Annotated in this window: 16 protein-coding genes; 6 read left to right on the forward strand and 10 right to left on the reverse strand. The window is 65.5% G+C overall.

Translation table 11 applies throughout. From position 1 onward, the window contains the following. The coding region (locus VGG53_RS10900; RefSeq protein WP_331518084.1) for a metallothionein at positions 1 to 140 on the forward strand (140 nt) is incomplete at its 5' end. A 9-nt stretch (positions 141 to 149) separates the two neighbouring features. On the opposite strand, the gene VGG53_RS10905 is transcribed toward VGG53_RS10900, so the two are convergent. From VGG53_RS10905 to VGG53_RS10915, 3 genes are all read right to left on the reverse strand, one after another. After that, entirely contained in the window at positions 150 to 662 is a 513-nt protein-coding gene (locus tag VGG53_RS10905) for a TIGR04338 family metallohydrolase (RefSeq protein WP_331518071.1), read from the reverse strand. After that, entirely contained in the window at positions 659 to 1,408 is a 750-nt protein-coding gene (locus VGG53_RS10910; protein WP_331518072.1) for a DUF2786 domain-containing protein, read from the reverse strand. Before VGG53_RS10910 ends, VGG53_RS10905 begins: the two co-directional genes overlap by 4 nt. Before the next feature lie 64 nt (positions 1,409 to 1,472). After that, positions 1,473 to 2,312 (reverse strand): lysophospholipase, encoded by an 840-nt coding sequence (locus VGG53_RS10915; protein WP_331518073.1) that lies wholly within the window; start codon positions 2,310 to 2,312, stop codon positions 1,473 to 1,475. On the opposite strand from VGG53_RS10915, the gene VGG53_RS10920 reads away from it, so the two are divergent. Then, positions 2,260 to 3,348, forward strand: coding sequence for a sigma-70 family RNA polymerase sigma factor (locus VGG53_RS10920; protein WP_331518074.1), 1,089 nt, complete (start codon positions 2,260 to 2,262; stop codon positions 3,346 to 3,348). The two genes, VGG53_RS10915 and VGG53_RS10920, sit on opposite strands and share 53 nt — an antisense overlap. Here VGG53_RS10920 and VGG53_RS10925 read toward each other — a convergent pair. Beyond that, on the reverse strand, positions 3,345 to 4,478 hold the full coding sequence (locus VGG53_RS10925; RefSeq protein ID WP_331518075.1) for a dihydrodipicolinate reductase: 1,134 nt from the start codon (positions 4,476 to 4,478) through the stop codon (positions 3,345 to 3,347). The genes VGG53_RS10920 and VGG53_RS10925 overlap by 4 nt on opposite strands. A 61-nt stretch (positions 4,479 to 4,539) precedes the next feature. Here VGG53_RS10925 and VGG53_RS10930 point away from each other — a divergent pair, with 61 nt between their 5' ends. From VGG53_RS10930 to VGG53_RS10945, 4 genes are all read left to right on the forward strand, one after another. Then, on the forward strand, positions 4,540 to 5,430 hold the full coding sequence (locus tag VGG53_RS10930) for a MarR family transcriptional regulator (RefSeq protein ID WP_331518076.1): 891 nt from the start codon (positions 4,540 to 4,542) through the stop codon (positions 5,428 to 5,430). Between the two features lie 4 nt (positions 5,431 to 5,434). Continuing rightward, positions 5,435 to 6,169: a pirin family protein gene (locus VGG53_RS10935; protein WP_331518077.1), complete on the forward strand. Its 735-nt coding sequence runs from the start codon at positions 5,435 to 5,437 to the stop codon at positions 6,167 to 6,169. Positions 6,170 to 6,196: 27 nt separating this feature from the next. Continuing rightward, positions 6,197 to 7,582 (forward strand): YhgE/Pip domain-containing protein, encoded by a 1,386-nt coding sequence (locus VGG53_RS10940; RefSeq protein ID WP_331518078.1) that lies wholly within the window; start codon positions 6,197 to 6,199, stop codon positions 7,580 to 7,582. A gap of 111 nt (positions 7,583 to 7,693) precedes the next feature. After that, complete coding sequence (locus VGG53_RS10945) at positions 7,694 to 8,815, forward strand: phosphodiester glycosidase family protein (RefSeq protein WP_331518085.1); 1,122 nt, start codon at positions 7,694 to 7,696, stop codon at positions 8,813 to 8,815. Here VGG53_RS10945 and VGG53_RS10950 read toward each other — a convergent pair. From VGG53_RS10950 to VGG53_RS10975, 6 genes are read right to left on the reverse strand one after another with little or no spacing between them, the layout of a single operon-like run. Further along, complete coding sequence (locus VGG53_RS10950; protein ID WP_331518079.1) at positions 8,812 to 9,543, reverse strand: mammalian cell entry protein; 732 nt, start codon at positions 9,541 to 9,543, stop codon at positions 8,812 to 8,814. The genes VGG53_RS10945 and VGG53_RS10950 overlap by 4 nt on opposite strands. Then, positions 9,510 to 10,121 (reverse strand): mammalian cell entry protein, encoded by a 612-nt coding sequence (locus VGG53_RS10955; RefSeq protein ID WP_331518080.1) that lies wholly within the window; start codon positions 10,119 to 10,121, stop codon positions 9,510 to 9,512. The genes VGG53_RS10950 and VGG53_RS10955 overlap by 34 nt, the downstream gene beginning before the upstream one ends. Continuing rightward, on the reverse strand, positions 10,118 to 11,119 hold the full coding sequence (locus VGG53_RS10960) for an RDD family protein (RefSeq protein ID WP_331518081.1): 1,002 nt from the start codon (positions 11,117 to 11,119) through the stop codon (positions 10,118 to 10,120). Before VGG53_RS10960 ends, VGG53_RS10955 begins: the two co-directional genes overlap by 4 nt. Beyond that, on the reverse strand, positions 11,116 to 11,823 hold the full coding sequence (locus VGG53_RS10965; RefSeq protein ID WP_331518082.1) for an Mce protein: 708 nt from the start codon (positions 11,821 to 11,823) through the stop codon (positions 11,116 to 11,118). The genes VGG53_RS10960 and VGG53_RS10965 overlap by 4 nt, the downstream gene beginning before the upstream one ends. Next, on the reverse strand, positions 11,793 to 13,358 hold the full coding sequence (locus tag VGG53_RS10970) for an MCE family protein (RefSeq protein ID WP_331518083.1): 1,566 nt from the start codon (positions 13,356 to 13,358) through the stop codon (positions 11,793 to 11,795). Before VGG53_RS10970 ends, VGG53_RS10965 begins: the two co-directional genes overlap by 31 nt. Further along, on the reverse strand, positions 13,352 to 14,509 hold the full coding sequence (locus tag VGG53_RS10975; protein ID WP_414688944.1) for a virulence factor Mce family protein: 1,158 nt from the start codon (positions 14,507 to 14,509) through the stop codon (positions 13,352 to 13,354). The genes VGG53_RS10970 and VGG53_RS10975 overlap by 7 nt, the downstream gene beginning before the upstream one ends. Positions 14,510 to 14,543: the final 34 nt, after the last annotated feature.

Raw genomic sequence — 14,543 nt, forward strand, 5'->3', positions numbered from 1 at the left:
CCAACGAAGCAGGCACCTTGTTGAGCTGTGGTCACGAGGGCTGCGGCTGTCGAGTTCGCATCGAGGTCGAATGCCACTGTGGCGGCGCCGATCAGCCGTATCGGTGCACGTGCGGCGACGAGATGGTCGTCGTCAGCTAGCCCAGTCAGCTAGCGGACGCCCTCTTTGGCGTAGACGACCTGCAGTACGTGCCCGACTTCGGGCCCCATGACCAGTTCGGCCAGGGTGCACAGCGTCGTGACGTACTGCGCCCCGTGCGGGGGTTGCACATCACAGAGGTGATGTGCGATTTCGTGCAGCACGACCAGCTCACGCATTGCCCAGTCGGCGTCTTCGTGCTCGGGTACCGCGATAACGCCTGTGCCGCCGTGGTTTTCGTAATGGGCTGCGGTGGAGGCCCGCCGAGACCGCACCCGCAACGGCGCCACCTCAGGCCACTGCCGGCGTAGCGCCGGCAAACCCAGCACATCGTCGACATAGCGCTGCACCGCGGCCAGCGACCCGAACCGCGCTTCGGGCGGCAGTGTCAATTGGGTGCCGAAGAATTCCACGCTGTTCGAGCCGTGCTCGGCGGCGCGGTCGAACAGCGTCCGCACGAATTCCTCGGCGGCGTAGACCTTCGAGCGCTGCGAGTCCCGCGCGGACGAGCTGTCGGCGCTCACCGGTCCAGCGCGGTCCGCGCCCCGGAAAACTCAGCGCCGCTGCCCAGCCTCGCCCGCTTACCGGCCCAGTCCCCCGCCCGCCGCGCCGCCGACGAATATCCCGCGGCGGCCCGGCTGGCCTGCCAGGTACCGCGCGCCTTTGATGCGGTGCGGTAATGGTCGCGGAGCTCAATTTCCTTGTCCCGTAGGGCGATTACAGTTCCCGGCGGGCGACGGCGATCTTTTTTTGCTTCCCGCTGGGTCTGCTCGCGGGCCTCGGCCAACCGCTGACCGACCCGGGCGCCGAACGCCAGCTGAAAATTCAGCCGAGCGGTGATCGTTGGAGTCGGCCGGTGTGCTCCCGAGGAGATGTAGGAGTCCGACGCACGCACCATCTGAACGACCAGGCTGGCATACAACGCGTGGGTGGCATCGATGTCCTCGGCGAACCCGTAGGCGTACACGAACGTCGAGTTGGACGCGACGTCGCAGCGCACGTCGTTGGCTGCTGCAATGACCACGAACAGCTGCACATACGTCCGTAATCCTTTGGTGCCGGCCGCCCCGATGGTGATGGTGCGCTGGACCGGCGTCTGGGCCGGCGTGCGCTTGTCGGCGTGCGAGCGGGCGACGGCCAGGTCGATGGAGGTCGTGGTGGCCAGCCGTTGGGCGGCCGACATGAATGCCTCGGCCTCGTGCGCGTTGTCGGTGCCTTCGGCCTGACGCAGCAGGGCTGCGATACGCGCCAGCATCTTGTCGTCACTCATGGGACCAACTTAAGCGAGCCCTACGACCTTCCAGTCCGCGTGCCATGGCGCACGGCGCGGTCACTCACAGTCGGGCGTTGATCCACGACACCACATCGTCGAGGACCTTGTCCTGCTCCGGCTCGTTGAATACCTCGTGATACAGCCCCGGGTAGACCTTCAGCTCGACGTCGGAACTGCCCACTGCGGCAACGAGTTGATCGCTACCGTCCAGCGGGATCAGCCGGTCGTCCGATCCGTGCACGACCAGCAGCGGCGCGGTCAGCGAGGGGGCGCGCTGCGGCATCGTCTCCCCCACCAGCAGCAACGCACGGGCGATGCCTGCGGGAACCTTGCCGTGGTACACCAGCGGGTCGGTGTTGTAGGCGTTCACCACGGCCGGGTCGCGGGATACTGCGCTGGCGTCGAGTGTCTGCACCGGCAAACCCGGGGCGATGGCCCCGACGGATTTGGCGATCCATGCCAACGGTGCCGGGACGGCCGTCTGGGCCGCGACCGCCGGCCCAGAAAGCACCATCAGGTCGTAATTGTCGGGATGTTCGACGCCGTAGGCGAACACGATGCCGCCGCCCATGCTGTGGCCGAGCACGATGCGCGTCGCACCGGGATGTTCTTTGGCCGCGATACCGACAAGGGTGTCGAAGTCGCCGGTGTATTCGGAGATGTTCTTCAGCAGCACCCGCTTGCCGCCCGAGCGCCCATGTCCGCGGTGGTCGAGCGCGTAGGTCAACAATCCGTCGCGGCCGAACCGCGCAGCAACGTGGTCGTAACGACGGGCGTGTTCGCCCAGGCCGTGCGCGAGGATGACCACGCCACGCGGTGTCACGTCAGGGGTCCAGACGTCGTAGACGATGCGAACACCGCCGACCCCGTCGAAGGATCGTTCGGTACGCGTCGTTGTCATCAGGGGCAGAGTAGACCCAACGTCACAGGCGGTACGTAAGCTCGTTGCGGTGAGCGTTCTGGCCCGCGAACTAGCCGATGACGGCGGGACGGCTTTTTCCGCCACCGCCGAGCCCTACCGGCGCGAACTGCTCGCGCATTGCTATCGGATGACCGGCTCGCTGCACGATGCCGAAGACCTGGTGCAGGAGACCTTGCTGCGGGCCTGGAAGGCCTACGACCGCTTTGAGGGCAAGTCTTCGGTGCGCACCTGGCTGCATCGGATCGCCACCAACACCTGCTTGACCGCGCTGGAAAGTCGACGGCGTCGGCCGCTGCCGACCGGGTTGGGTGCGCCGAGTTCGGACCCGACCGCCGAGCTGGTCGAGGGCAGCGAGGTGCCGTGGCTCGAGCCGCTGCCCGACGTGTCATGCGATCCGGCTGATCCTTCAACGATCGTCAGTACTCGCGAGTCGGTCCGGTTGGCGTTCGTGGCGGCCCTGCAGCACCTGTCGCCCCGCCAGCGGGCGGTGCTGCTGCTGCGCGACGTGCTGCAGTGGAAGGCCGCCGAGGTAGCCGACGCGATCGGCGCCAGCACGGCCGCCGTCAACAGCCTGCTGCAGCGTGCCCGGTCGCAACTCGAAGCCGCTGGGCCCAGCGCCGACGACCGGTTGGCGGCGCCCGACTCGGAGGACGCGCAAGACCGGTTGAGGCGTTATATCGCCGCGTTCGAGGCCTACGACATCGACCGGCTGGTCGAGCTGTTCACCAACGAGGCGATCTGGGAGATGCCACCGTACGTCGGCTGGTATCAAGGGCCGCAGGCCATCGCCACACTGATTCATCGGCAGTGCCCGGCAGACGCACCCGGCGACATGCGGCTGATCCCGTTGACCGCCAATGGGCAGCCCGCCGCTGCGATGTATATGCGCGACGGCGAGAGCCACGTGCCGTTTCAGCTACATGTGCTGGACATGGCCCCCGACGGGGTGTCCCGCGTGGTGGCTTTCCTTGACACCGCGCTGTTCGCGAAATTCGGTCTGCCGCAACGCCTTTAGAACAGCCGACTGTCCGGTGGCGGCCCGACCACCGATCCGACCAGCCCGGCGCCGGTGACCAGCGGCAGATCCAGCGCCGAAAGCAGCCCCGGGGATGCCTCGCAGACCGCGGGGATGGCGTTGACCATCCGGGATGCCCCGGCGATTCGGGCACCCAGGTCGTGGTCGTGGTCGTCGGCCATCTCGAATTCACAGCGCATACTCGGCGAGCCCTCGATCTCCACCCGGTAGAGACCACGACCGGACGCCGGGCCGTAGCCGAGGTCGCGCGGCGGTATCGAGACGTGTGGTTGCGGCCAGTCCGGCGCGAGGTCGTCGCGCATCCGTGTGACGTGGTCGATAACGAATGTCGGCTTGCCGTCGACGTATCCGGTCAGCGTGGAGCGCATCGCACCGACCGTCCCGGCGGCGATGTGCCCGGTGGGCGTATCGAACGACTCCTCGGAAACGACCCGTTCGACGTTCTCGTCCAGGTTGTCGATCTTGACGCCCAGTCCCGCGGCCAGCTGATGCACCACCGGGCCCCAACCGAACGTGAACATCCCCGGCGCCGCGGCGAACGCGGTGAATTCCGGTGGTTTGCCGAACCCCAAAATCTCGTAGACTGCGTCTTTGTCCGGGTAGGTCGCATAGTTGAACATCTCGGTCACCCGGACCGATTCGATGACGCGCGAAACTCCGGTAAGCACAAGCGGCAGAACATCGTTGGCGAACCCGGAGTCGATTCCAGTGGTGAAGAACGATGCGCCGCCGGCGGCCGCGGCCTCGCGCAGCGGGGCGGTCAACGCCGCGTCGATGCCATCGGGGTACACCAGCGGCACCACCGAGCACGACACCACATTCTTGCGGGCCCGCAGGATCGACACCATGTCATCGATCGCCTCGGCCGGCCGCAGGTTGGCCGCCGCCGCATAGACCACCGCGTCGGCGTCACCGGCCAGCAGCGCCGCCGGATCCTGGGTGGCCGTCACGCCCACCGGCGCGATGCCGCACAACTCCCCCGCGTCTCGGCCCGCCTTGGCATCGCTGTGCACGACGAGATCGACGAGTTGCAGCCACGGGTGGTCGATCACCCCACGCAGGGCGATCAGCCCCATCGAGCCCGGACCCCATACGCCGACCTTGTGCATCGTTTCTCCTATTATTAGGAACCAGTAAATGATATTTAGGACGGATGGTAGGAAGGTCGCCATGGATTCGTCAACAGCGCCGCAGCACGCGGGCGGGCCGGCCAAGTCGCCGCCCACCAGTCGCGTGATCGATGTGCTTGCGGCGCTGTCGGATTCACCGGATGGCCGATCATCGTCCGAACTGGCCAAGACCTGCGGGATCAGCACGTCGACCTGCGCGCTGGTGCTGGCCGAACTCGAACGACGCACGTGGGTGATCCGACGAGACGATCGCAGCTACACGCTGGGCAGTGGATTGTTCGGGCTGGTGCACGGCCTGCGGGCACAGTTCCCGCTGCTGGACCGGGGCCGCGAGACGCTCAGCTTCCTGCACGCGACGCTGGGCGCGGGTTGCTCGATGTCCAAGATCGGCCGGACGCACCTCATCACCGTCGACGCGGTCGGCCATGGCACCGACGGTGAGCATGCGGTCGGTCAGCGCTTTCCCATCGGACCGCCGTTCGGCCTGGTGGCGATGGCCTGGCGTGAGGAGGATGCGATCGACGGGTGGCTGCGGCGGGTCACACCGCGGCTGACCGACGCCGACATCGCGGCGCATCGGCTGGTACTCGCCGAAATCCGCGATCGCGGCTACGGGGCCTGGCGATTCGACGCCGCGCACAGCTCGCTGCACGACCGGCTCGCGACGGTGCTCGCGTCATTGGAGTCCACTGCGCAGGTGACCCGGCAGCTGAGCACCTTGATGACCATCGTGACGCTGCAATCGGTGACCAGCGTGCTCGAAACCGAGCTGTCCTCAACCGAATTCGTGGTGCTGCCGATATTCGGGCGGGAAGGCCAGCCGGAGTACCAGATCGAGATCCACCTGGGCGGTCGCGACGAATTGGCCCTGCCCGATCTCGACGCCGCGCTGCGGCACGCCCAGAAGCTGTTGAGCCCCGGGGTAGCGTGACATCGTGCCCGCCAACGTCCAGATACGGCGAGCCGCTGACCGGGCGGTGACCATGACATCGTGGCTGACATCCCGGCACTCGTTTTCGTTCGGCGATCACTACGACCCGGCCAACACCCATCACGGGGTGCTGCTGGTCAACAACGACGACATCGTGGCGGGCGCCGCCGGGTTTGATACCCATCCGCACCGCGACATGGAGATCGTGACCTGGGTCCTGGACGGCGCGTTGGCCCATCGCGACTCCGCGGGCACTAGCGGTGTGATCTATCCCGGTCTGGCACAACGGATGTCGGCCGGATCCGGTATTTCGCACTCGGAGAACAACGCGTCGAGCACCGACCCCGTGCGCTTCGTCCAGATGTGGGTGCGGCCCGACGAGGCCGGCGTCACACCCGGCTACCAGCAGCAGGCGATTGATGACGATCAACTCGACGGGCAGCTGGTGACGATCGCCTCGGGGATAACGGGCCACGATGCGGCGATCACCATTCACAACCGATCGGCCGCGTTACATGCCGCGCGGTTGCACGCCGATGCCGAACTCGCGCTGCCGGCGGCGCCTTATCTGCATGTGTTTGTCGCCCGCGGACGGCTGGACCTCCGCGGGTCCGACGACGTGTCTGAGCTTGCCGAAGGTGACACGGCGCGGTTCACCGGATCGGCCGGTGCACAAGTGTTTGCCCGCGATGCCGCCGAAATCCTCGTCTGGGAGATGCACGCAACGCTCGGATACTAGGGTGAGCGCGGACGAACAGGAGTCGTAATGTCTGAATCGCAAGCACGTCACTCAGTCCCCGACGGCGTAACCGGCGACGACGCCTCCCTCGGCGAGAGCCCTCCCAATCCGAAAGCAACTCGGACGGTGAGGTTTTGGGCTCTGCCGATTGTCATCCCACTCGCGGTGTTGTCGGCGCTGGCGGCGTTTTATCTCGGCGGAATCTTGCAACCGATGACCAACCTTCGGCACTTCCCGGTCGCCATTTTGAACGAGGACGCCGGGCCCACCGGCGCACAGGTGGTCAAGGGGATGCTGTCCGGTTTCGACAAGGAGGCCTACGACGTCCGGGTGTTGAACCACGAGCAAGCCAGGCAGCAGATGGAGACCGCCCAGATCTACGGCGTCGCCGTTATTCCGCCGAACTTCTCGTCCAAACTGCAGACGTACGCCAAAAGCGCACTGACTCCGGGACGCGTCGAACGGGCGGTCATCATCGTCTCGACCAACCCGCGGGCGGGCACGCTGGGTGCCAGCATCGCCGGCCAGACGCTTCAGCGCGCTGTTGCCATGGTTGATCAGCGCGTGGGCCAACGGCTTTCGCAAGAAGTCGCACAGCAAACCGGCAAGAAGCCCGAGCCCGGCGCGGTGGCGTTGATGCTCGCCAACCCGATCGAAGTCAAGTCGACGGTACACAACGTGTTGCCGGATGGCACCGGTAACGGCCTGTCAGCGTTCTACTATTCGCTGTTGCTGCTGTTGGCCGGGTTCACCGGCAGCATCGTGGTGAGCATGCTGGTGGATTCGATGCTCGGTTTCGTACCGGCCGAATTCGGACCGGTATATCGATTCGCCGAGCAGGTGAGGATATCCCGGTTCCGCACGCTGCTGATCAAATGGGCATTGATGGCGGTGCTGGCCCCGCTGACGTCGGTGGCCTATATGCTGATCGCCGCCAAGCTGGGTATGCCTATCCACAACGGCCTGGCGTTATGGCTTTTCGGTGTATTCGCGATATTGGCGGTGGGTATCACGTCCACATCGCTGATCGCAGCTCTGGGAGCGCTGGGTGTGTTGGTCAGCATGTTCGTGTTCGTCATCCTCGGGCTGCCGTCGGCCGGCGCGACGGTGCCATTGGAGGCCACCCCGGTGTTCTTCGAGTGGCTGGCCAAGTTCGAACCGATGCACCAAGTGTTCTTGGGCGCAAGGTCTTTGCTCTACCTCAATGGCCGCGCCGACGCGGGTCTGTCGCAGTCGCTGGAACTGACCGCGATCGGTCTGGTGGTCGGTTTACTGCTGGGCGCCATTGTCACCCACAGCTATGACCGGCGCGGCTACCACCGCCTGCCGCCGGCGCCCGCGGCGGATGTGCCTGCCGGCGTTGCCGGTCCGCCGGAGACGGCAGACACCGAGGTGGCGTACCCCGAAGAGTGAGCCGCCGGCCCGTCCTAAATGCCCAGCGGCCGAACGTCATTGGACTGCGGCTAAACGGTTACGCCGCTGTTATGCGCGTAGCTGTGTAATACCTGTGGTTAATGCTCTGCTATTTGCAATGACTTTCGCGCCGAAAGGGCAACCGTGCCAACTCTCGCCACCGCCTTCCGGCGCATCGCGGCATGCTGCGCCGGAACGACGCTGTGTTTGACGCTGGCGACCAGTACGGGGCAACCGGTCGCGCGCGCCGAGGCTCGCGAGCTGCTGGCCAGTGCCATCGCCAATACGCAGGGGTCCTACCTGGTGTACAACTTCGGCGGCGGACATCCGGCACCGATGCTCAGCGCCGCCGGTAGCTGGTACGACGGGGGCAGCGGTGGCCATCTGATGATCATCAAGGCTGCCTCACAACGGCTCGAGCCGCATCTCTTGGTCGACAGCCACCAGGGTTTCCAGTCGCGCTGCGAACGTAACCCGCACGCGCGCACCGGCGATGGATTGATGCAGGCATCGGAAACCTACACGGCGGTGCAGGCCTGGCAAGTCCTTGGCCAGCCGACCATCGCGATCAACGCCAACTTCTTCGACATTCGCGGTCAAAAGGGTGGCTCGTGGCGCTCGACCGGCTGTAGTTCGCCGCTGGGTGCTTACGTCGACAACACGCACGGAAAGGGCCGGGCCAACCAGGCGGTCACCGGCACCATCCCTTACGCCGGCAAGCAAGGCTTGTCCGGTGGAAATGAGAATTGGAGTGCGTTGGCCACGATGGTCCTGCCAAACCGTGGTGCACCAACGGTGTTGTGGCCCAAGGGCGGTCGGGATGGCCACGATTATGATGCCGCTACCGCGGCCGTCACCGGCCTGGTGGACCGCGGCGACCAGTTCGTCGCGGTGAGTGGGCTCGGGCTGCTATCACCGGGGAATACCGGACAGCTCAACGACGGTGGTCCGAGTGCGGCCCGTACGGCGCTGGCCTACTCCAAGCCTCGCGACGAAATGTATGTGTTCCAGGGCGGTAGCTACACGCCGGACAATATTCAGGACCTGTTCCGTGGGCTGGGTAGCGACACCGCTGTGCTGCTGGACGGCGGCACCTCGTCGGCGATCGTGCTGCGTCGCGATACCGGCGGCATGTGGGCCGGGGCCGGCGTACCGAAGGGCAACTGCGACACCCGCGAGGTGCTGTGCGACTCGCACGAGCGTTCCCTTCCGGGCTGGCTCGCGTTCAACTAGAACTTTGGCGTCAGGTCCAGCGAGGTAATGGTTGTCATCTTGGTGACCAGCCAGCGCGCGTGATCCCGTTGCAGGACAAGGCGGTAGGACAGGTATTTCAGCGAGGGAACGTCTTTGGTCGACGGACTGGTCGACGCGGTGTTGGTGTAGACGATCGCGGTGGCGTCCGAACCGGTCAGTGACTCCACCGCGGCCCCGGTGACCTGGGTGGTGTTGGTGACTTGGGCCTGCTTGTTGGGCGCGACGAGCGCGTCGATGTATTTGCGGTAGGCAGCCGCGAAATCGCCACTGAGATACTGCGATGCCCGGTCGGCCAGCTTGTCGATGTTCTGCGGGGTGTAGGTCCACAACGTCGTGATGGCGTTGGCGGCGGTGCGGGCGACTCGCAGCTTGGTGGCCACCGTTGCGCGGTCGGTCAGATACGGCTGCACTGTCGCACCGGCGAATGCCGCGGTACCTACGAACAGCACTGCCGCCACCCCCGCCGCGATCGCCGACCACTTACCGGCGGGATGCCATTTGCGCATCGTCGCCGCGCCGTCGGTCTCCTCGTCTTCGGTTGCGCCATCGGCGTTCTCGTCGTCGCCGGCCGCCTCGGTGTCGAGGGCTTCCGGATCGACGTGCGCAGCTTCGGTCTCGGTGCCGTCGGTGTCGACGGCGCCGTCTCCCGATGGGCTATCGGGAGACTCTTTGGTCAGATCACCTGCTGCAGGCTGCTGATCTTCCACTGGTCGCCTTCCCGCTGGGCGGTAACCACCCAACGATTTGTGTTGTCGACTGTTTGCTTTCCGTCGGGGGATTTGAATGAGGTGTCGGTGGCCACCATGACATTGGCGCTACCGTCGTCGTTCCACCGCTCCACCCCGGCGGCGAGAGCAGTGCCCTTGGTCGGCTCCGCCTGGGCGATCTGGACCAGGATTTCGTTCTGCTTGTCGTGGTACTGCTTGGCGAAATCCCCTGTCGCGTGAGCCAATATCCGATCGTAGTAGGCATTGGCATGAAACGGATCCAGCGTCGTGAACCCGGTCATGAATGCCTTGACGAAGCCGAGCACGTCGACTTCCGTCATTGCGACCTGGTGATGCGAACGCTGGTTGACCAGAATGATCGACGACGTCGCGACGGCGGCTGCGGTGAGCACGGTGGCCCCGGTGATCGCCGTGGGCAGGGCCCAGCTTCGCGACGGCTTCCACCACTGCGCCGGTAGCGCTGGTCGCAACGACAATCTCGACCACCGCGTCGACTTCGGCACCTGCTCGACGAGCAGCGGCTCCTCGCCGGGCTGAATCCGTTTGCGGGGACTCACTTTTTCCCCTTGGGCGGAGTCGGCCCCTTGGGCGGTGCTGGTTTGGGCTTGGTCACCACATTCAGGTCGTCGACAAGCCAGCGTCCGTCTTTGGCTTTGACGAAAGAGACCCGAACCGTGGCGGTGATGAATCGTTGGTCGTCACCGCCGCCGCGATGACCCTGCATGAACAGCAGCATGCTCGCATGATCCGGTGTCGCGGACAGCACGGTGCTGTCAGTCACCCAATATTCGTTGACAACGGGATGACCCTTTTGCACCGACTCCTGCTGTTTGACCAACTCCGGTCGATATTTGTCGGTCGTCAGCGATCGGGCACGCGCGAAGTCCTGTTGCAGCGATTTCGGGTCGTAGGTGAGCATTTCGGTGACCATCTTGGGTCCCTGCACGTTGACCGCGGCGCGCGCCTGACCGGACGCGCGATCGGGCAAGAAGATCGCCAGGACGCTCACCGCTGCCCCGCCGACGCAGAGCAACACCGCTATCCCGACCGCGATCGCGGTATGCCGCCGGATATCCGCGGGACGCTGTTCGGTTGCCACCCCATGCACTTCGGTGCGCAGTAGCAAGTCGGCAAAGGTTCGCCTGCGCGGGTCCCACAGCGGCCACAGCCACCCGACGAATACCGAGAGGGTGTCGAGCAGGTGGGCGAGTTCCCTCGACATCAGCCGTCCCACCCCGACGGCAGCTCCGTCCGGGCGCACGACCGCGATCCCGAGCAGTGCGCGCCCCAGACTCCAACCGAGGACCGCAGGCAGTACGGCCCGGTTGACCATCGTCAGCAGGGCTGCACCGACGAGGACGGATACCGATACCCACCACCACAAACTCCCGGTGGGTACCGCCAACCAGACCAGTCCCGTCGTTGCCACCACGGCGACCCCGGGCAGTACGTCGACAGCGAGCGCGGCTGCCCGAATATGCCAGCGCGCCAAACCATTCGGCGATGGTTTGTGCGCTACCGGTGCGGCCTCGGTCTCTTCGACCAGCAACGTCAACTCGCCACCTGGTCGAGCTTGGAAATCCGGTACTTGCCCTCGTCGCGCACCATCGTCACCCGCAAGCGATAACCCGCTTCCTGGTTCTGCGTCTCTGCGTTGGAGACCTTCACGCGTAGTGGCACCAGAATCACGACGGAACCGTCGGCGTTGTTGCGTTCCACCGCCGCACGCAGATCCGATACCTGCACATGGGCGTCGGCGGCTTGATACGCCTCGACAAGCAGGCCGCTGTACAGGATCGCCTGTGACCGGAACGCCCCGGAACCACACTCGATGATCTTCTGGGCGCTGGAGGCCATCGTCGTCGTGTCGGGCGCCTGGGTAGCCGCCACACAGTCCTTTGCGGCCTCCAAAGCTGCGCCATCGTTGCGCGCGGTGGTCTGGCTGTCCAGGTGCGAGCGCAACGCCAGGTAACCGCCGGCACCGATGCCCCCGGCGAACAAGACAAGAGCGGCGGCGATCCCGATGAGCCACCTGCGGCCCAGTCGCGATGCACGGCGCGAATCGTCCGCTGCATCGGTGCTCGCCGATTCGTCCTCGGCTTCCGACTCGGTGATCTCGTGGTCGGCCACCTCGTCGGATTCCAACGAATCCTCGGCAGTCTCCTCAGAGGTGGGATCGTCGGCTACCGCCTCCGGTTCCAACGAAAAATCATCCGTGTCGTTGGGGGTCAGCCGGCTGGCGCCAGCATCTCCTTCCATCCGTCATCTCCTGTATTACGTGAGTTGTTGACGGAGTATTTAGAACCGTCGGGGCCCGCCACCTCGCCACTCATCGGACTATAAACGGCCGCCGGAGGTCCACCGGGAGTGTAGACGCAGGGGTTGGGCTGTTGGCCGTTGCACTGGACCGAACCCGAGCCCGGCCGCTGCAACGGATCGCTGATCGGCGGCGGCGTCAATCCCTTCGGCGGCAACCGATCGGCAGGCAGTGGGTTCAGGCCGTTGTTGACCGACGGCGCCGGTATCACGTGACCGGGATCCACCGGCTGGTCACACCGGGCGCCGGGAGCCGGGCAGTTCCGGATCTGGAGCGGGTCGCCGAACCACGGGTTGGTACCCAACGGCACGTAGGGCTTGTTGCTGCGGCAATCCTGCGGCGACGGGGCACGTTTGCCCGGCACATCCATACACGGCATGTTGCGCGCGCCGCGGACCACGTTGGCCTGGTAGTCCTGCGGGATCGCGCAGTAATTCCCGTCGCGCATCGGCGCGACGCTGGTGTCCGCCGGCGCGCGCCACTCCGGTGCCGGGCGGAAGCCGGTCAAGCAGGGCGGCGGATAGTTGATCGCCAGCGACAGGTCCAGCGCGGCCTGCCGGTCCTGCTCATACGGCGCGGAGATCGCCTGCACAATCGACCCGAGCTGCGGCAGAAACACCAGCAACTGCTCGACGCCAGGGTGGTAGCGCTTGAGCATGTCGAGCACGATCTCCAGGTTGGCCAGGGTCTGCGGCAGCGACTCACGAACGCCGCTGAACACCGTGTTGACCTGATCGGCCGTCGGTGCCGCTTGGGACAGAACGCTTTTCAGGTTCGAATCCGTCTGAGCGGCCTCCGCGCCCAAAATGTTGAGGTTGTGCGCCCAACGGTCGATTGCGCTCCTCGAGGTGGCCTGGCTGTCCAAAATCGGCGCCGAATTCTGGATGATGTCGTCGACCTGATTGATATTCGTTTTGAAGTCGCCGACGATCGCCTGGGTGGAGTCGACCAGTCGCTGCAGCGCCGGGCCCAGCCCGCCGACCGCCTCCGCCGTCTCGTCCAGCAACTGGCCGATCTTGTCCTTCGGCAGCACCGTCAACCCTCGGTTGGCGGTGTCCAACGCCGGGCCGATCTCGCTGGGCACGGTGCCGTTGGTCATCGTCTGACCGGGCGAGAAGAACCCGTGCGCCTTGCCCTGCGACACCAGGTCGAGGTACTGCTCGCCGACCGCCGACACCGAATGCACGTTCGCCGCGGCATCCAGCGGAATCTTGTACTGGCTGGCGATGCTCATCGTCGCCTCGGCGCCCTTCTCCGTGGGCTCCACGGCGGTCACCTTGCCGATGGTGATCCCGCGGTAGGTCACGTTCGCCGTCGGGTACAGACCGCCGGAGGCGGGTAGCTGAGCCTTCAGCTGGTACTGACCGACGCCCGCCAACGTCGGAAGGCGCAGGTAGTACACGCCCAACACCAGCAGGGCCACCACAGTCAGGATGCTGAACAGAACCAGCTGGCGCTTGATGAAACGTGTCAGCATTGCCGGTCCGCCCTTTCCACCAGGGGTCCGCCGGGAGCGTCGTTCGGGTTCGGCGTGTAGCGCACGTCGGGAATCATCGTCGCCGGGTCGCGACCGTACGACTGCTCCAAGGCCCGCAACACGCCGGATAACCCGGTCCCGGTCAGGAACGCGTTGTCGACCGCCGACAGCGTCGTGTCGACCTCGAGCGAGGAGTTCATGAAGTCACCGCGGATCAGCTTCGGAGCGGTGTCGAGGTCGAACGGCGCGGTGAAGACCAACTTCAGCGCACCGAGCAGATACGGCGAGGCCCGGCCCAGCTCCCTCAACGGGCATTGCAGCAACTGGAGGTTCTGGTGCAGTGGACCACGCGTTTCGCCGAGGTAGAGGTTGGCGGCCTGGCTGAGCGCCCCCACCGACTCGACCGCGTCGATCAGATGCTTTTGGTAGTCCTTGTCCGCGAAATACTTGATCAGCGGCGGGAATTCGGTCAGCGCCCGATCCAGCACATCCGACCGGGTGGCCACGTAGGCCAGCAGCCGGTTGGTCGAGTCGATGGCGTGGGTGATGTCGTCACTCTGCTCGTTGAGTCGCCGGGTGAAGGTGTCCAGTTTGCCCAGGAAAGCGCGGATCTGCGGCCCCCGACCGGTCAGGATGTTGTTGACCTCGTTCTGCAGGACTTCCAGGTTCGGCAGGCCACCGCCGCGCACCACCATCGCCAGGCTGGCCAGCGTCTGCTCGGTGCTGGGATAGGCCGACGAGTTCTTCAGCGGAATCGTGTCACCGTTCTTCAGCATCTGCGGCGACGGGTCGGCCGGTGGGGCCAGCTCGATGTGCTGGGAACCCAGCAAGCTGGTCTGCCCGATCTTGGCGGTGGCGTTTTTCGGCAGCTTGACGTTCTTGTCCAGGCCCAGCGTGAGTGTTGCCACCCAGTTCTTCAGCTCGATATTGCGGATCGAGCCGACGAACACGTCGGCAACCATGACCTTGCTGTTGCCGTTGATTGCCAGCGTGTCCGGCATTTGCACGTACACGGTGTAGGCGCCGCTTCCGCTGCCCGGCCCGCCGGGCAGCTCGACGTTCGATATGCCGCGCCAGCCACACGAGCTGAGCACCGTGGCGGCCACCAGCAACACCAGTCCCTGCCAGGTCCGGTGCCGGACCCGGGTCATCGTCATGCGCATCACCGGCTGTTGGTTCGGCTTA

Source organism: Mycobacterium sp., assembly GCF_036490025.1.
Taxonomy (GTDB): Bacteria; Actinomycetota; Actinomycetes; order Mycobacteriales; family Mycobacteriaceae; genus Mycobacterium.